The 16,898-nt window shown below is 63.0% G+C and carries 19 protein-coding genes and 1 tRNA gene; 15 read left to right on the top strand and 5 right to left on the bottom strand.

The features are described from left to right. Positions 1-143: 143 nt before the first annotated feature. The 9 genes from PF66_RS13440 to PF66_RS13400 all read left to right on the top strand — a co-directional run bounded on the left by PF66_RS13440 (position 144) and on the right by PF66_RS13400 (position 6,514). A complete protein-coding gene (locus PF66_RS13440; RefSeq protein WP_054062963.1) occupies positions 144-956 on the top strand; it encodes a substrate-binding periplasmic protein in 813 nt (270 codons plus the stop codon). A 9-nt stretch (positions 957-965) separates the two neighbouring features. Continuing rightward, positions 966-1,322 (top strand): DUF4398 domain-containing protein, encoded by a 357-nt coding sequence (locus tag PF66_RS13435; protein ID WP_054059953.1) that lies wholly within the window; start codon positions 966-968, stop codon positions 1,320-1,322. Next, a complete protein-coding gene (locus PF66_RS13430; protein ID WP_054059952.1) occupies positions 1,319-2,131 on the top strand; it encodes an OmpA family protein in 813 nt (270 codons plus the stop codon). The genes PF66_RS13435 and PF66_RS13430 overlap by 4 nt, the downstream gene beginning before the upstream one ends. Positions 2,132-2,351: 220 nt before the next feature. Further along, the gene (locus PF66_RS13425) at positions 2,352-3,794 is read left to right on the top strand and encodes a PLP-dependent aminotransferase family protein (RefSeq protein ID WP_054059951.1); all 1,443 of its coding nucleotides are present in this window, start codon (positions 2,352-2,354) and stop codon (positions 3,792-3,794) included. A gap of 130 nt (positions 3,795-3,924) precedes the next feature. After that, a complete protein-coding gene (locus PF66_RS13420) occupies positions 3,925-4,443 on the top strand; it encodes a hypothetical protein (protein ID WP_054062962.1) in 519 nt (172 codons plus the stop codon). A 149-nt stretch (positions 4,444-4,592) separates the two neighbouring features. Next, the gene (locus PF66_RS13415) at positions 4,593-4,847 is read left to right on the top strand and encodes a YkgJ family cysteine cluster protein (RefSeq protein ID WP_054059949.1); all 255 of its coding nucleotides are present in this window, start codon (positions 4,593-4,595) and stop codon (positions 4,845-4,847) included. 34 nt (positions 4,848-4,881) lie between these two features. Next, entirely contained in the window at positions 4,882-5,487 is a 606-nt protein-coding gene (locus PF66_RS13410) for an START domain-containing protein (protein WP_054059948.1), read from the top strand. A 240-nt stretch (positions 5,488-5,727) separates the two neighbouring features. After that, on the top strand, positions 5,728-5,964 hold the full coding sequence (locus PF66_RS13405) for a hypothetical protein (RefSeq protein ID WP_054059947.1): 237 nt from the start codon (positions 5,728-5,730) through the stop codon (positions 5,962-5,964). A gap of 211 nt (positions 5,965-6,175) precedes the next feature. Continuing rightward, positions 6,176-6,514, top strand: a complete 339-nt coding sequence (locus tag PF66_RS13400) for a ribonuclease E inhibitor RraB (RefSeq protein ID WP_054059946.1) — start codon at positions 6,176-6,178, stop codon at positions 6,512-6,514. Between the two features lie 290 nt (positions 6,515-6,804). On the opposite strand, the gene PF66_RS13395 is transcribed toward PF66_RS13400, so the two are convergent. Together PF66_RS13395 and PF66_RS13390 are read right to left on the bottom strand one after the other, a co-directional pair. Next, entirely contained in the window at positions 6,805-7,614 is an 810-nt protein-coding gene (locus PF66_RS13395) for a cytochrome c (protein WP_054062961.1), read from the bottom strand. A gap of 10 nt (positions 7,615-7,624) precedes the next feature. Further along, positions 7,625-8,101: a rhodanese-like domain-containing protein gene (locus tag PF66_RS13390; protein WP_054062960.1), complete on the bottom strand. Its 477-nt coding sequence runs from the start codon at positions 8,099-8,101 to the stop codon at positions 7,625-7,627. Positions 8,102-8,663: 562 nt separating this feature from the next. Between PF66_RS13390 and PF66_RS13385 the strand changes: the two genes are divergently transcribed. From PF66_RS13385 to PF66_RS13375, 3 genes are all read left to right on the top strand, one after another. Further along, positions 8,664-9,869: an acetyl-CoA C-acetyltransferase gene (locus PF66_RS13385; RefSeq protein ID WP_054059943.1), complete on the top strand. Its 1,206-nt coding sequence runs from the start codon at positions 8,664-8,666 to the stop codon at positions 9,867-9,869. 19 nt (positions 9,870-9,888) lie between these two features. Then, complete coding sequence (locus PF66_RS13380; protein WP_054062959.1) at positions 9,889-12,030, top strand: 3-hydroxyacyl-CoA dehydrogenase NAD-binding domain-containing protein; 2,142 nt, start codon at positions 9,889-9,891, stop codon at positions 12,028-12,030. A 106-nt stretch (positions 12,031-12,136) separates the two neighbouring features. Then, positions 12,137-12,865, top strand: coding sequence for an amidotransferase (locus PF66_RS13375; protein WP_054062958.1), 729 nt, complete (start codon positions 12,137-12,139; stop codon positions 12,863-12,865). Positions 12,866-12,938: 73 nt separating this feature from the next. Here PF66_RS13375 and PF66_RS13370 read toward each other — a convergent pair whose 3' ends face one another. From PF66_RS13370 to PF66_RS13360, 3 genes are all read right to left on the bottom strand, one after another. Continuing rightward, positions 12,939-13,910, bottom strand: a complete 972-nt coding sequence (locus PF66_RS13370) for a magnesium and cobalt transport protein CorA (protein ID WP_054060408.1) — start codon at positions 13,908-13,910, stop codon at positions 12,939-12,941. Between the two features lie 144 nt (positions 13,911-14,054). After that, positions 14,055-14,780 (bottom strand): lysophospholipid acyltransferase family protein, encoded by a 726-nt coding sequence (locus PF66_RS13365; RefSeq protein ID WP_054060407.1) that lies wholly within the window; start codon positions 14,778-14,780, stop codon positions 14,055-14,057. A 178-nt stretch (positions 14,781-14,958) separates the two neighbouring features. Then, the gene (locus tag PF66_RS13360; RefSeq protein WP_054062957.1) at positions 14,959-15,648 is read right to left on the bottom strand and encodes a crotonase/enoyl-CoA hydratase family protein; all 690 of its coding nucleotides are present in this window, start codon (positions 15,646-15,648) and stop codon (positions 14,959-14,961) included. Positions 15,649-15,966: 318 nt separating this feature from the next. On the opposite strand from PF66_RS13360, the gene PF66_RS13355 reads away from it, so the two are divergent. From PF66_RS13355 to PF66_RS13350, 3 genes are all read left to right on the top strand, one after another. After that, a tRNA-Ser gene (locus PF66_RS13355) sits at positions 15,967-16,056 on the top strand. 285 nt (positions 16,057-16,341) lie between these two features. Beyond that, on the top strand, positions 16,342-16,515 hold the full coding sequence (locus PF66_RS33040; RefSeq protein WP_160319894.1) for a hypothetical protein: 174 nt from the start codon (positions 16,342-16,344) through the stop codon (positions 16,513-16,515). Continuing rightward, positions 16,516-16,872 (top strand): hypothetical protein, encoded by a 357-nt coding sequence (locus PF66_RS13350; RefSeq protein ID WP_054060405.1) that lies wholly within the window; start codon positions 16,516-16,518, stop codon positions 16,870-16,872. The last annotated feature ends 26 nt before the right edge of the window (positions 16,873-16,898 follow it).

Below are 16,898 nucleotides of genomic sequence, written 5' to 3'. Positions count from 1 at the left end.
AACAATTTCGTACACAGCCTACTGTAGGAGCAGGGCTTGCCCGCGAAAGCGTCGGCTCGGCCAGCCAATATGTCGACGGACCTGGCGCTTTCGCGGGCAAGCCGCGCTCCTACAGGGGGCGGCGTGGATTGGAGAAATTTGTCATGGACGTGCTTCGCGTCGCCGCATTGTCACTGCTGTTCGGTCTGCCTGTGCAGGCCCTCGCCGTCGGTAAGTGCGAGCGTCTGATCGTCACCGGCAGCCCGGATGCGCCGCCCTACCTGTGGCGTGACCCTGAGGATCCGGTGCACCTGATCGGCGCCAGCGCCGACCTGTTGCGCCAGGTCGGCGGCGAGCTGGGCCTCAAGATCGAGGTGCTCTACGGCGGCAAGCGCTCCCAGGCCCAGGAGGAGGTGCGCAGCGGGCGCATGGACCTGCTGGTGGACGCGCCGATCGCCGTCAATGAACTGGACGCGCTGGATTACATCCACCCGGCGCTGGTACAGAACGACTTCCTGGTCTGGACCCGCAACGATTCGACGCTCGTCTACAACACCGCCAACGACCTGCATGGACACACCGGTGCCGTCTCGCAGAAGGCCCGGTTGACCCAACCGTTCGTGGAATTCAGCAGGCAGCACCTGACGCTGCAGTACACGCCGGCCTTGCCCCAGGCTTTCCAGAAGCTGCTGCTGGGCGAGGTCGAGTATGTCCTGGCCGGGCGGTATGCCGGCATGGTCACCGCCCAGAGCCTGGGCATGGCCCGGGACATCGCCCCGCGGGCCCAGCCGGTGGACCAGCCGGGCCTGTTCCTGGCGGTGTCCCACAACTCGGCCTGCAATGACGCCTGGTTGCGCGGACAGCTGGCAAAAAAAATGACAGAATTGCCCGCTTCCGGTCTGACCGAGGCCGTGTTGCAGCGCAATCTGGAGCGTTGGAAGGCGCAACTGCAACCGGTCGGCGCCCCCAAACAGTAGGAATTTGCTTTGAGTATTCGACCTTTATTCGCTGCCCTGGCCGTCGTGGCCCTGGCGGGTTGCGCGGCCGATCCGGCGCCGAATGAACAAATGCGTCTCACCGAACGTGCGCTCGAACAGGCCCGGGCGGTTGGCGCCAAGGCTGACGAAGTCGCCGAACTGAAACTGGCCGAAGGCAAGTTCGACCGTGCCAAGTCCGCCATGGCCGACCAGTCCTTCAAGAAGGCCCGCATGCGGGCCGAGCAGGCCGAGCTGGACGCGCGCCTGGCCGAAGCCCAGGTGCTGACAGCCAAGAGCGAGGAGGAACTGAAACTGCTCAATGCCCGTATCACGCGCCTGCGCAAGCAGTTGGGAGACGCCCAATGATCTATCCGAGCCGAATGGTCGGCGTCCTGCTGGCGCTGGGCTGTGTCAGTCTCTACGGTTGCGCCGGCCAGCAGGCCAGCGAGGCGGCGCTGCAACAGGCTTCCGCCAGCTTCCAGAAGGTCAAGGAAGACACCAATGTGCTGCGTTATGCGCCCAAGGACGTGATCCGCGCCGGTGAGTCGCTGGCGCGCGCCGATCGCCTGTCCGGCTACTGGGGCAGCAGCGGCGATGTGGCGCATTACGCCTACCTGAGCGAGCGCTACTCGGACATCGCCCGCCAGCACACCGAGCAGGCCCTGAACCAGGAACGTGCCGCCAAGCTGGAACTGGAACGTCAGCGCCTGCAACTGGCCCTGCGCGAGTCCAAGCTGATCAGCGTGCAGCAGCAGGGCAAGTGGGTGGAGGAGCAGATCAGCCAGGCCAGCACCCAGACCGATCGCGGGCTGGTGATGACCCTGGGCGACGTGTTGTTCGATACCGGCGAGGCCGAGCTGCAGAGTTCCGCCAACCGGGCGATCCTCAAGTTGGTGCAGTTTCTCCAGCTCAACCCGAAACGGGTCGTGCGCATCGAAGGCTACACCGACAGCACCGGCGAGAAGGACAGCAACCTGCAGTTGTCCCGCGACCGGGCGCAGTCCGTGGCGGACATGCTGGTGGACCTGGGCATCGACGAAAAGCGTATCGAGGTCGTCGGCTATGGCGACGAATACCCGATCGACGTGAACGCCACCGAGCGGGGCCGGGCGCAGAACCGTCGGGTGGAGGTGGTGTTTTCCGACGAGAAGGGCCATCTCGGCGCAGCCCGCTGAGGCGTCGGCCGATGCAGGAACAGACCCGGTATCCGCAAGGTGCCGGGTTTTTTCATGCCCGAACGCCCGGGCTGAAACACCTGGCGGTGTGCCGATACAGTTTTACTTCTCTCGTCACTGTATTGTCGACTATTGTAGGAACTGTGCCAGTACACTTTGAAACTGTTCCGGTATCGTTGCTTTCAAGAATAAAAACGCCGTTGAAACCGAGTGCCGCTTCATGACCAACCTATTGCTCTACCAACGTATTGCGCAGCAACTGGCCGACGACATCCGCCGTGGTGTCTATCAGCCAGGCGAGCGCGTGCCTTCGGTACGCAAGATGAGCTCGCAGCTCAACGTCAGCCACGCAACGGTGTTGCAGGCCTACGCCAACCTGGAAGACCAGGGGCTGATCCGCGCCCGTCCGCAGTCGGGCTACTACGTGCACCAGACCCCCGCGCTGACCGCGCCGACGCCGGATATCGCCCGGGTCGAGCGGCCGGGCCTGGTCACTCGCAGCAGCATCATCCACCAGGTGCTGGTCGAATCCCGCCGTGAAGGGGTGTTTCCATTCGGCGCGGCGGTGCCGTCGGTGGATTATCTGCCGGTGCGGGCGCTGCACCAGCAGTTGGCCAAGGTCACCCGGTTTCACAGCCCGCGGGCTTTCAGCTACATGTTCAGCCCCGGCTTCGAGCCGCTGCGACGCCAGGTGGCGATCCGCATGCGCGATGCCGGGGTGGTGGTCGATCCCTCCGAGGTGGTGATCACCCACGGCTGCGTCGATGCGCTGCAGATGTCGCTGCGGGTGCTGACCCGCCCCGGTGATCTGATCGCGGCCGAGTCGCCAACCTACTACGGCCTGCTGCAACTGGCCGACCTGCTGGGCCTGAAGGTCATCGAGATTCCCAGCGATCCGTCCACCGGCATGAGCCTGGAGGCCCTGCAACTGGCGGCCAACCAATGGTCGATCAAGGCGCTGGTGCTGACCACGCGCCTGAGCAACCCGCTGGGCGGGACCATGCCCGAGGAGCGGCAGAAGCAACTGCTACGCCTGGCATCGGATTTCGATATCCAGATCGTCGAGGACGATATCTACGGCGAACTGATGTTCGAGGTGGGCCGGACCAAGGCGCTCAAGGCCTATGACCGGCTGGACCGGGTGATCTACTGTTCGAGCTTCTCCAAGACCCTGTCGCCCGGCGTGCGGATCGGCTGGATGATCGCCGGCAAGTTCCAGCAGGAAATCCAGCGCCTGCAGACCTTCAGCACCCATTCGGCCTGCAGCGTGACGCAGATGGGCGTGGCGGCCTACCTGGAGAACGGCGGTTACGACCGGCACCTGCGCTACATTCGCCAGGAGTACCGCAAGAATCTCAGTGCCTTCCAGTTGGCGGTGCAGCAGTATTTTCCCGAAGGTACGCAGATGACCCGTCCGACCGGCGGTTTCATTCTCTGGGTCAGCCTGCCGGGACGGGTCAACACCCAGGAGTTGCATGTCCGGGCGCTGCAGCAGGGCATCAGCATTGCGCCGGGGCTGATCTTCAGCAACACCGAGCAGTTCAACCACTGTATCCGGCTCAACTGCGGGATTCCGTGGAACCGCGAGGCCGAACGGGCGCTGATGACCCTCGGCATGCTGGCCAACCAGCTCTGCCAGGAAACCGCGGCCGGGCTGTTCTGAACGGGCTGCCGGGAGCTGCCAGCGGGCACTCCCGGCGGTGGCATCCGGGGACGATTCGCGATCGCATTACTTGTCATTACCTGCCCAACGAGCGAGCATAGGCCACTCTGTTGTCGATGCCGTAGAGTTCATGAACGCGACTTTCGCTGTACGCCTGCTGTTGCTTGCCTTGCTGACCGGCCTTGGCGCTGGTGGTACGGTTATGGCGCAGGCCCAGGAAAAGCCGCCGGCCACCCGTGGCACGACGCAGGAAAACACGGCTACTTCAGCGAAGCAGACCCGTGCTTCGACGAATAAGGCCGCATCCACTCAGAAAAAAGCCCAGCCGAAAAAGACCACGCCTACAAGGAAAACCACCACGGGCAAACCACGCAAGGTTGATAATGAGGTGGTGAAGACTCGTCTGCCACCGCCCAAGCTGGACTTGAGCCTGCCCCAGGAACTGGTCAACAAGATGCAGCCGGTCGGCAAGGTGCCGCTGTCCAGGAGCCGGCCGCTGTTGCCGCAGATGTTCGTGGAAAAGCCGGCCTCGCAGACGCCTTTTCAACTCAACGGTCGACTGCTGAGCAACGAAATGGAGCTGCAGCTGCGTAACGACAGCCGTCGGGAAATCGAGGGTGCAGCGCTGGATTTCGAGTTCAAGCAGTAGAATCCCCCTCTCGGTCATGACGCTTCGTCGGTGACTGACCAGTCATCTACCCAGTTATTGAAAAACCATTGTGCGACCAATTTTAAACAGCCGTTTTAGCGGTTACTCTGTCTTCCACACCCCGGGTCCGTTGCTGGGAGCGTATCGCCATGAACTGCCGTGAGGGTTGTGGTGCCTGCTGTATCGCTCCTTCCATCAGCTCGCCGCTGCCGGGCATGCCCGAGGGCAAGCCGGCCGGAGAACGTTGTGTGCATCTCTCGGTCGAAAACCTCTGTGAGCTGTTCGGCCGGCCCGAGCGGCCGGCCGTGTGTGGGGGGTTCAAGGCCGACCCGGAAGTCTGTGGCGGCAGTCGTGAAGAGGCCATCCGCCTGATCGGCTGGTGGGAGAAAATGACGGCGGCTTGAAGCGTGTTTACCTTCGACAATAAGGAATAAGAAAATGGGTTCGCTGCATCGTTTAGCTGTGGTTTGTGGTTTGAGTGCCCTGTTGACCGGGACCGCCTACGCGGAAACCTGGGAGACGGCCAAGGATGAAAACGGCATCAAGGTATCGCTCGCCGAAGTGAGCGGTTCCAAGTACAAGGCCTACCAGGGCGTGACGACGATCAAGGCTTCGGTGGCCAAGATCCGTGCCCTGCAGGAGGATGTGGTCGGCGCCTGTGCCTGGATCCACGAGTGCAAGTCGCAGAAACTGGTGGACAAGAAGGGTGACGAGAGCTGGACCTACACCCAGTTCAAGGCACCGTTCCCGGTCACGGATCGCGACTCCTACCTGCATATCACCACCATCCAGAATGCCGACGGCAGCCTGACCCGCAAGCTCCAGGGCGTACCGACCTACAAGCCGGAAGAAAAGGGTTATGTGCGCGTCGCCCAGGTCGATGGCTTCTGGAAGCTGGTACCCAAGGGTGACAACCTCACCGAGGTGACCTACCAGGTGCACACCGAGCCAGGCGGCAGCGTGCCTTCGTGGCTGGCGAACAAGTTCGTGGTCGAGGCCCCCTTCAATACCCTGCAGGCCCTGAAGGAACGCGCCGAGAAGTGATCGGCCGGGGGCGCAGGTCCCTCCTCGGAGCAGGGGCCCAGGACCGCCGCCCCTTGTAGGAGCGCGGCTTGCCCGCGAAGGCGGTCGACCAGCTGACATATCCGCTGACTGAGCCACCGCCTTCGCGGGCAAGCCACGCTTCTACAGGTTCTGGTTGCCTGCAAACGCCTTGAACGATCCCTGTTGCCGCGAGGTCCAGATATCTGTGGGCCCGTGATGGGCTTGAGCGAGGAGACACCGATGAAGATGTGGGCAGTCACTTTCGTGGATGATCATGGTGTTCAGAGCGTCGAGCACTTCGATTGCGAGCACCAACCGAGTAGGGAGCAGGCCGCGCAGTGGGTTCGCGCCCGTTTGCTGCCGGTTCCGGCCGAACTGGACCTCAATGATCTCGACGGGCGCATGGACGAGCCGACAGTCAAGAGCCTCAAGGAGCAGAACAGCATCCAGATCCTGCGCATCGCGCCGGCTTCGTAAAGTCGGTTTTTCTACTTCAGACCCTCTGGCAGAGCTGCTGGCATCACGCTACTCTGCAATCGAGATCAGCGAGAGATTCGCTAAGGTGGTCTGATCTTGTCAGCTACATGCTTGTTTCCCGGCGACGGCCATCCGTCGCGCTGCCGGCACCGTGGGTGTGCGGCCCGGGATCGCGGAAAGTCTATCCAACGCTTGCTGAGGAGGACGTTTCATGAGCACAGCCTATCAAGAAGACATCAGCAGCCAGGTGCTGCGCCGCATGAAAGAAGGCGGTTTTGATTTCGCACGTATCCATCCCATCGAGTTCTATGCGGTTTTCCCGGACGAGGAGCGGGCGCGCAGGGCTGCAGGTCAGTTTCGTGGTGAATCCCTGAACGCTCAGGTCAGCCCCAGGGACGACGGTGCCTGGTATCTGGAACTGAGCAAGGTGATGTACGCCACCTATGGCGGCATCGATGACTTCGAGCACGACTTCGGGGCGGTGGTCGAACCGCTGGGCGGCGTGATCGAAGGCTGGGGTGTCAAGCATCCGGTCCGTGCGCGCAACTGAACGTACGGAATTCTCCCTGAAACGACGGCTGACCTGTGGGTCGGCCGTTTTTGTTTTCGGCGTAGGGTGGGCGCAAAAAAAGGCCACCGCAGAGGGTGGCCGAATGGGAAGCTGGGGCGCGGACGAGGTATCGGTCGATCCACGGGCAGACGCCGCTTGGCGCCTGGCAAAAGGGGCAAGTCGCCTGGGCGGTGCTTGTCGCCCTGGCCGGCTTGATGGGGGGATTATCCGCCAGCTCTCTCCCAGGCGGAAATCAACTCTGGCTATGTAGGTGATAGCCAAAAGCCTGCTTATTGCACTGGCACCTTGCGCTGGGTCATGTGCCTGAGATAGCCCACCAGCAGATCGAGGTCGCTGTCCGGCAGCACCGCCGGGGCGAACGCCGGCATCTTTGCCTGTGGCCAGTGGCGCAGGCTCTGCGGGTCGCGGATGTAACGCTTGAGATAGCCTTCGGCGAAGTACTCGGTCGGGCTGTACGGTACGTTCAGGTCCGGTCCCACCTGCGCATCGCCCGCGCCGTTGAGCGTGTGGCAGGCCAGGCAGTTTTTCTGGAACAGCGCAAAGCCCTGGTTCACCGGGTCGTTGGCCGCCAGCGCGGGGTCCGGCAGCAACGCCGGGAAACGCTGCGCCACCGGGGCCAGGCGCTGGATACTGGCGACCTGGAAAGGCCATTGTTCGGGGCTGATGTGTCCGGCTTCCGGATGCGTCCACACCAGGTAGAACGGCCCGGCGCCCGGTTTGCCCTCGGCGAGTGGCGGCCAGGGTCTGGCCGGGTCTTCCACCGCCAGCCAGGCCTGGGCGCCACTTTTGCCGAGCAGCGGCGCAGCGCTCATTTCGGCGGCGAACCCGTCCAGCGCCACGGCCTGCAGGTGATCGTCAGGCTTGACGCCGTCCAGCAACACGGCCACCGGCACCGCACGATAGGTCATCTGGCGTTTGTAGGAGACATCGTCGTCGATGGTGATGGTCTGTGCCTTGGGGTGGGCCAGCAGCGCCTCGGTCTCCCAGATCCGGGCGCCGGAGCCGAGGTCGAGGGTGAGTTGGGCGGCATGCAGTTGGCTGCAGAGCAGGGCGGTGGTCAGCAGGATCAGGCGTTTCATTCGTGGGGTCTTATTCGATCGGGGCGGTGGTGGGGTTGGATTGGTCGGCGATGTCGTCGTCATTGTCGAAGACCCAGGTCGGGGTGTCCTCGACATGATCGAACAGCGCATCGCGCAGTTCGCTGTAGTTGCCGCCATTGACGATGCCGAAGTAGCCACGCCGGATCAGCGTGTCTTCGGCTTCCAGGGCGTGCTGGTTGGTGTCGCTGTAGATCACCACGGTGGCGTTCGGGTCGAGTACCACCAGGCGCAACTGGTAGGCCAGGCCTTCTGCACTGATGCCGGTGCCGTCTTCCAGGGTCAGGTCCACCTGCAGGGAGTTGTGGATATTGCCGGCGGCGAAATCGCTGTTGTTGCGCAGGTCGAGGATAAGTGCACCGTCGCGGATTTCGTCGACCGCGCGGTTCACATCGATGATCCCGGCCTGGGCGTGGAAGCTGCCGAGCAGTGCCGTGGCTGTCAGGGCGGCGGCGATCCAGTGGCGCATGAGCTTGTCTCCATCAAGTCATGGCTCAAGATTGGCACACAAAACCGAACCCCGGTAGCTGACCGGGGCGAGAATTCGGTCTTGTGAAAAAGCGCCACAGGCTCTAACCGGCCAACCTGGTGAGGTTCGGCAGGATAAGCAACAAGGTGGTGGCGAATAGGATCAAACCGGCCTGGCGGACTTTCGAGTGCTTGAACATGGCTGACTGCCTTTTGTTGTTATTCCTGAAATACGACTCGATGACTCGGTGTTGGTGCCCCGGCAAAACCCGGCGGCAACTCCACAGGAATAACCTTAGGGCCCGCGTCACACTTGGCTTAGAACTCTTTGCAATGTGTTTAGCAAAATTTTATTTAAAAATCACATGAGGCATATGGCCAGCTGGCTAGCGGGCCTTTGGCTAGACACCTGCAAGCACTCAACCGGTCAAGCGCTTAGCACACTACCGTTCGTCCGAGCGTGAGGGTCAAGGCCGATGAGCGCTTCGGTCATTGAATCCTGGCGGGCCGGGCCTAAGGTGGGAGCGCGGCTTTTTTCTCCACCCGAACGGTTCGAGGACGTCATGACAGAGGCTCTGATATTCGATGCGGTGCGTACGCCCCGGGGCAAGGGCAAGGCCGGTGGCGCCTTGTACAGTGTCAAGCCGGTGAACCTGCTGGCCGGGTTGCTCACGGCGTTGCAGCAGCGCAACGGCTTCGATACCCGCGAAGTGGACGACCTCGTGATCGGCTGCGTGACGCCAGTGGGTGACCAGGGGGCCGATATCGCCAGGACGGCGGCGTTGGTGGCGGACTGGGATGTCAGCGTTGCCGGGGTGCAGGTCAACCGGTTTTGCGCCTCGGGCCTGGAAGCGGTGAACCTGGGCGCGATGAAAGTCCGTTCGGGCTTCGAGGACCTGGTGGTGGTCGGTGGCGTCGAGTCCATGTCGCGGGTACCGATGGGCAGCGATGGCGGGGCCTGGGTGCTCGATCCACAGACCAATCTGCATTGTCACTTCACGCCCCAGGGGATTGGCGCGGACCTGATCGCCACCCTGGAAGGCTTCAGTCGCCAGGATGTCGACGGCTTCGCCTTGCAGTCGCAGCAGAAGGCCGCACGGGCGAGGGCTGCGGGGGCGTTCCGCAAGTCCCTGGTGCCGGTTATGGACCAGAACGGCCTGGTCCTGCTCGACCATGACGAATTCATCCGGGCCGATTCGACCCTCGAGGGCCTGGGGCAACTCAGGCCGAGTTTCGAGGCGATCGGGCAGATGGGCTTCGACGCCACGGCCCTGCGGGTCTACAGCCATGTCGAGCGGATCCGCCATGTGCATACCCCGGGCAACAGTTCCGGGATTGTCGATGGCGCCGCGCTGATGCTCATCGGTTCGCCCGACAAGGGCCGTGAACTGGGCCTGCGGCCGCGGGCGCGGATCGTGGCGAGTGCGGTCACCGCCACCGATCCGACCATCATGCTCACCGGCCCCGCACCGGCCACCCGCAAGGCGCTGGCCAAGGCCGGCCTGCAGATCGGCGACATCGACCTGTTCGAGGTCAACGAAGCCTTTGCCTCGGTGGTGCTCAAGTTCATCAGGGACATGGCGGTCGATCCGCACAAGGTCAACGTCAATGGCGGCTCGATTGCCCTGGGGCATCCGCTGGGGGCCACCGGTTGCGCGATGCTCGGCACGCTGCTCGACGAGCTGGAGGCAAGGCAGTTGCGCCATGGGCTGGCAACGCTTTGCGTCGGTGGCGGCATGGGGATCGCCACCATTATCGAACGCCTTTGAACCGATCGGGAAACCTGCCATGACGGATGCCATTCGCTACGAAAAGGGGGCCGACCGGATCGTCGTCCTGACCCTGGACATGCCCGGCCAGACGGCCAACACCCTGAATGCCGCCTATCGCCAGGGCATGGCCGCCTGCGTGGCGCGCCTCACCGCCGAGCGCGAGGATCTGGCCGGGGTGATCATCACTTCGGCCAAGCCCACCTTCCTTGCCGGGGGCGATCTCAATGAACTGATCAGGGTCACACCGGCGGATGCGCAGGCTTTCCAGGACGGCGTACGCGAACTGAAGGCCCAGTTGCGCGCCCTGGAAACCCTGGAGCGGCCGGTGGTGGCGGCCATCAATGGTGCTGCGCTGGGCGGTGGCTGGGAAGTCTGCCTGGCCTGCCAGCACCGCATCGCCCTGGACGACAAGGCCGTGCAATTGGGCTTGCCGGAAGTGACCCTGGGCCTGCTGCCGGGCGGTGGCGGGGTGGTGCGCATGGTGCGCCTGCTGGGCCTGGAGAAGGCGCTGCCGTACCTGCTCGAAGGTCGGAAGGTTGGCGCCCGGCAGGCGCTGCAGGCCGGCCTGGTCGGCGAGTTGGCGGGCGACGTCGACGAGCTGCTGGCCAAGGCCCGGGCCTGGATCGTCGAGCATCCGGCGGCCCGCCAGCCCTGGGATCTGCCGGGCTATCGACTGCCGGGGGGAAGCCCCTCCGAGCCCAAGGTGGCGCAGATGCTCGCCATCGCCCCGTCGATCCTGCGCAGCAAGACCCAGGGTTGCCTGCCGGCCCCGGAGAAAATTCTCTGTGCGGCGGTGGAAGGGGCCCAGGTCGACTTTGATACCGCGCACCTGATCGAGACCCGCTATTTCACCGAACTCGCCACCGGCCAGGTGGCGAAGAACATGATCGGGACCTTCTGGTTCCAGTTGAACGAGATCAATGCCGGCGGTTCCCGCCCCGGGGGATTTGCCCCCCATGTCACCCGCAAGGTCGGCGTGCTCGGGGCGGGGATGATGGGCGCGGGTATCGCCCATGTCAGCGCCGTCGCCGGGATCGAGGTGGTGCTCAAGGACGTCAGCCTGGCCGTGGCCGAGCAGGGCAAGGCCCGCTCGGCGGCGTTGCTGGACAGCAAGGTCGCCCGTGGCCAGCTGAGCGGCGAACAACGCGAAGCGATCCTGGCGCGCATCCGGCCGACCGGGACGGATGACGACCTGGCCGGGTGCGACCTGATCATCGAGGCGGTGTTCGAGGACCGCGAGCTCAAGGCCAGGGTCTCGGCGGCCGCACAACGGGTGGTGGGCAGCGAGGCCGTGATCGCCTCCAACACCTCGACTCTGCCCATCACCGGCCTGGCCACGGCAGTACCGCGCCAGGACCGGTTCATCGGCCTGCATTTCTTCAGCCCGGTGGAGAAGATGCCGCTGGTGGAAATCATCCGGGGCGCGCAGACCAGCGACGAAACCCTGGCCCGCGGCTTCGATTTCGTCCAGCAGATCCGCAAGACGCCGATCGTGGTCAATGACCGCCGCGGCTTCTTCACCTCGCGGGTGTTCGGCACCTTTACCCATGAAGGCATTGCCATGCTCGGCGAGGGAATCCCGGCGGCGATGATCGAAACCGAGGCGCGCAAGGCCGGTATGCCGATCGGGCCGCTGGCGGTTTCCGACGAGGTGTCGCTGAGCCTGATGAGCCACATCCGCCAGCAGACCGCCCGGGACCTGCAGGCCGAAGGCAAGGTGCCGCCCAGTCACCCGGCCTACGCGGTGATCGATGCGCTGCTGGAGTACAGGCGCCCCGGCAAGGCCGGTGGTGGCGGGTTCTACGATTATCCGGCGGGCGGGCAGAAACACCTGTGGCCGGACCTGAAGCGGCATTTCGAGAACCCCGAACGGCGGATTTCGCCCCAGGATGTGCGCGACCGCCTGCTCTTCGTACAGGCCCTGGAAACCGTGCGCTGCCTGGAGGAGGGCGTGCTGCAGTCGACGGCCGATGCCAACGTCGGCTCGGTCCTCGGTATCGGCTTTGCCGCCTGGAGCGGCGGCGCCTTGCAGTTCATCAACCAGTACGGCCTGGCGAACTGCGTTGCCCGGGCCCGCTACCTGAGCGAACAATACGGCGAGCGTTTCGCGCCACCGGCGCTATTGCTGGACAAGGCCGCCAGGGACGAGCGGTTCTGAGGCAACTGAACCACGCCTGGAGCAGGCGCGTTCCGGGCTTGCCTTGAATACAGGTTTCAAGGCAGGCTCAGGCCTCACTCTTTGGTCTTTCGCGTCAGGTACTTTTATGTCGTTACACATCTGCATTCTGGAAACCGATGTCCTGCGTCCAGAGCTGGTCGAGCAGTATCAGGGGTATGGGAAGATGTTCGAGCGTCTGTTCTCCCGCCAGCCGATCACTGCCGAGTTCAGTATCTACAACGTGATGCAGGGCTACTATCCGAGTGACGACCTGACCTTCGACGCCTACCTGGTGACGGGCAGCAAGGCCGACTCCTTCGGCAGCGACCCGTGGATCCAGACCCTCAAGACCTACCTGCTGAACCGCTACGAGCGTGGCGACAAGCTGCTGGGCATCTGCTTCGGCCACCAGTTGCTGGCGTTGCTGCTGGGCGGCAGGACCGAGCGTGCCCACCAGGGCTGGGGCGTTGGCATCCATCAGTACAAGCTGGCCGCGAAAGCCCCCTGGATGAGCCCGGTGCGCGAAGAACTGACCTTGCTGATCAGCCACCAGGACCAGGTCACCGAACTGCCGGAGAATGCCACGGTCATCGCCAGCAGCGATTTCTGCCCGTACGCGGCGTACCACATCAACGACCAGGTGCTGTGCTTCCAGGGGCATCCGGAGTTCATCCATGACTACTCGCGGGCCCTGCTGGACATCCGCCAGGAGAACCTCGGCGAGACCCTCTATGCCAAGGGCGTCGCCAGCCTGGACCAGGAACACCACGGCACCACGGTGGCGGAGTGGATGATGCGCTTCGTCGCGCACAAGCCGCAGGCCGGATCCGCCTGATCCCGGCTCCCACGGTGAGTTGCAGGCGACACAAGTCCCTGTGGCAGCGGGCTGGCCCGCGAAGCCTTTGACTTCACAACCAGCCTGAGCGCTTGAAGCTGGCCCACAACGCCGTGCAGCCGACCGCAATCGCCCCGAGCACGGCGAAGTAGCCGTAGTGCCAGCTCAGTTCCGGCATGTTCTGGAAGTTCATCCCGTAGATCCCCGCCACCGCGGTGGGAAACGCCAGGATCGCCGCCCAGGCAGCGAACTTGCGCTGCACGATGCTCTGCCGGGTCGACTCCAGCAGCGCGCCGATCTCGATGGTCTGGCTGGCGATATCGCGCAGCGTCGCCAGGTCTTCCATCTGCCGGGTCACGTGGATCTGCACGTCGCGAAAATACGGACGCATGTTCTTGTCGATGAACGGGAAGGCCAGGCGCGAGACCTCTTCGCTGATCTCGACCATCGGCGCCACGTGGCGGCGCAGGCGCAGCACGTCCCGGCGCAGGTGGTGGATGCGCTGGATGTCGCCCTCGTTCAGCGTGCTGCACAGTACGTTCTTTTCCAGTTCGTCGATTTCGGCATGAATGGCTTCACTGACCGGCTGGTAACTCTCGGTCACGAAGTCCAGCAGGGCATAGAGTACGAAGTCTTCACCATGCTCCAGCAGCAGCGGACGGGCTTCGCAGCGCTGTCTGACATGGGCGTAGGATTTCGAATGCCCATTGCGGCAGGTGATGATGTAGCCCTTGCCGGCAAAGATGTGGGTCTCGATGAACTCCAGCCTGCCCTCGTTGCGGATCGGCGAATAGGTGACGATGAACAGCGCGTCGCCGAAGGTTTCCAGCTTCGGTCGGCTGTGCTTTTCCAGGGCATCCTCAATGGCCAGTTCGTGCAGGTTGAACTGTTTCTGCAGGTTGGCCAGTTCCTGGGCGTTGGGCTCTTCCAGGCCGATCCAGACAAAATGTCCCGGCTTTGCCGCCCAGGCGGCACCTTCGTCGAGGGTGATATTGGTGACTTTCTTGCCGGCGCTGTAGACCGCGGCCGCAACGACTCTACCCATAATGCTGATCGCTTCTTCTTGAGGGGGAAAGACAAGTTGCAGCTTAGCCTGCCTGGCCTCTCTCCAGGAGATGGCGATGCCTTGCACAAGGCTCTGTCCCGTGTGGGAGCCGGCCCCGACACTATATTCCCATAGCGACGACGCTCAGGGCTTGGCCTGAACCTGCCGATCCAGCGCCTCGATGCACTCGCGCATCTGTTCCCGACATTGCGCCATCAGCTTCGGTATGTCTTCCGAGGTCAGCCCCGCGGTGGGAATCGCCGGCAGCGAGCGGATCATCACCTGGCCGCTGTTCCAGCGGTTCAGGCGCATGTGTCGGACATAAGTGCTGGCGCACACCGGCACGATCGGCACACCGGCGGCGATTGCCATCTGGAACGCGCCTTTCTTGAACGCCAGCAGCGCCTGGCCGCGGTTGCGGGTGCCCTCGGGAAACACCCAGATCGACGTATCCTTGTGCTGCAGGGTATCGGTGGTGGTGCGTATCGCCCGGCGGGCCTTGTAGGCGTTGCCGCGGTCGATCAGCACATTGCCCGCCAGCCAGAAGATCTGGCCGAAAAACGGCAGCCACTTGAGGCTCTTCTTGCCGATGGCGACCGTGCGCCGGGGCACCACATTGCCGAACACGAACAGGTCGTAGTTGGACTGGTGGTTGGCGATGATCACGCCGCTTTGCGATTGACCCTGCAGGGACTCGACCTCGGCCCTGAGCTTCAGGCCCAGGATGCGCATGGCCGGCCTGGCATAGAAGCGGGCACATAGCCGGCTGTTGTCCGGGTTGAAGGGGCGGCAGAGCACCAGCAGCAGGCCGAGCAGACCGGCCAGCAGGAAATGCAGCCCCATCAATGACATGCGTAATACGAACAGCATCTGGCGAGCTTCCCTGACAAAAGGCAAGCAGTGTACGGTTGTACACTGGATTCGGCAATCAATCCGCTGGCGCGGGTTATTGGCGGAGGGCGGCCGGGAAACCGTGGCGAGACGGCCTGGACGGGCAAGAAAAAGCCCGGCACGAAGCCGGGCTGCAGGGCGCAATGCGTCGTGCGGATCAGTTCAGGTGTTCCTGGTCGAGGATGATCGCGTTGTCCAGGGTTTCCAGCAGTTCCTTGCGCACTTTCAGCTTGGTCTTCTTGTGCGCGTTCATGTTGATCTTCTTCAACTGCCGGGCGGCGTTCAGCGCGGCTTCCCGAAGATCTTCCGGGGCGACCAGCTTGTCGAGGAAGCCGGCATCCACCGCATCTTTCGGCGAGAACATCTCGCCATTGATCACCGAGCGGTGGAAGGCCGAGCGCCGCAGTCGGTCACGGGCCAGCTCGATACCGGCGTGGTGCATGGTCATGCCGATCTGCACTTCGTTCAGGCCGATGCTGAAGGGGCCGTCGACACCCAGGCGATAGTCGGCCGACAGCAGCAGGAAGGCGCCCTTGGCGACGGCATGGCCGGGGCAGGCGACGATCACCGGGAACGGGTGGGACAGCAGCCGGCGGGCGAGGGTGGAGCCGGCGGTCACCAGGCTGACGGCCTCCTTGGGCCCGGCGGTCATCACTTTCAGGTCGTAGCCGCCGGAGAGGATGCCGGGCTGGCCGGTGATGATCACCACGGCACGGTCGGCGGTGGCCTGATCCAGGGCAGCGTTGAAGGCGGCAATCACGTCCGGGGAAATGGCGTTGACCTTGCCATTGTTCAAGGTCAGGGTCGCGATACCGTCGTCGAGGTGGTAGGAGATCAATTCACTCATGACGTAATTCCTTATAAAGAAGTGCAGCAGACGTTACCCAGCCGCACGAGGCAGGTAAAGCGTCGTGACTGACTGGTGAGTCAGGCTTTGCCACCGGGATGCGGCGCGGGCGGGCGCCAGGCGTCCGCTCCAGCCGGGTCGAAGGCGGCGAGCCGGGCCGGAGATTGGCGGGTTTGCCCTGATCGATGGGAGCGCCCATGGCGGAAAATCGGCTATTTGACTTAACCGCATGAAAATTCTGAAAAAAACCTTTGCCATCGGGAACGCTTTCGACTACATTAGCGCGCCTCGACAGACTGAATCGGTTTGACGAGATACGGTGAAGTGTCCGAGTGGCTTAAGGAGCACGCCTGGAAAGTGTGTATACAGGAAACTGTATCGAGAGTTCGAATCTCTCCTTCACCGCCAAATTCGATATAGCAGAACCCCTGGCTCTCTCAAGAAGCCAGGGGTTTTGTGTTTCTGGGGCTGGAAAGTTGGTCGGGTGAATCCGTGTTCTGCGGTAGTCAGCCTAATCACTGACAGTTCCCTCGGCTTTTCCCTACCTGCTCAGGTAAACCTTTCCAAATCGTAATACCGACAAACAATTTGCTCGGGGCACGGCCGCTTTTGATCGGGACGCCAGCCGGGAAATAAGTCATTCTGAACCCATTGAGCCGCGACTCTCGACGGCTCGCCACGGGAGCAATCTCCATGTTCATGCCTGACCTGAAGACTCCGCGACTCGTCCTTTCCGGTGCCTTGCTGGGGATCGCGGTTGCGAATGTACTGTTTGGCACGGGAGACTCCGCTGCTGGTGAATGGCTGGCGGGCGCTGTCGGGGCCAGTGTTGCCTTTGTCGCCATCAAGGTTCTGGCGATTGCCTGAATGATCAGTGCCTTCGGCCACGAAATCGGCAGTGAAGGCATCACGCTGATCATCGCGGCAGTCTGTGTGTTGATAAGCTTTGTCCAGCAATGGCGCTGCAGGCGGCAGATTACGACGACGGACTCGATTGCCTCACTGCTCAACGGCGCTTCGTTGTTTCCCTTCTGCCTGATGGTGGGTGCGAGCTTTTCGAGCGACTTCATGCATGCCGCCATTGCCTCGAGGGCATCTCTGAGCATTGCGGGATTTCTGGGGTTACTGTTCGTTTGTGGGGAGGTTCTTTCTCCTTCGGGGCTCAAGAGGTATTCGGGGAAAAGTGTTCATTCCGAGCCTGCTGTCTCGTCGAAAATCCCCTGAGTTTCCCTAGGCTATGTACGAAATCG

The sequence above is a fragment of the Pseudomonas asplenii genome (assembly GCF_001293465.1).
GTDB classification, from domain to species: domain Bacteria; phylum Pseudomonadota; class Gammaproteobacteria; order Pseudomonadales; family Pseudomonadaceae; genus Aquipseudomonas; species Aquipseudomonas fuscovaginae_B.
The sequence above is the reverse complement of the archived record's forward strand: the minus strand, read 5'-3'. Positions and strand labels throughout refer to the sequence as shown.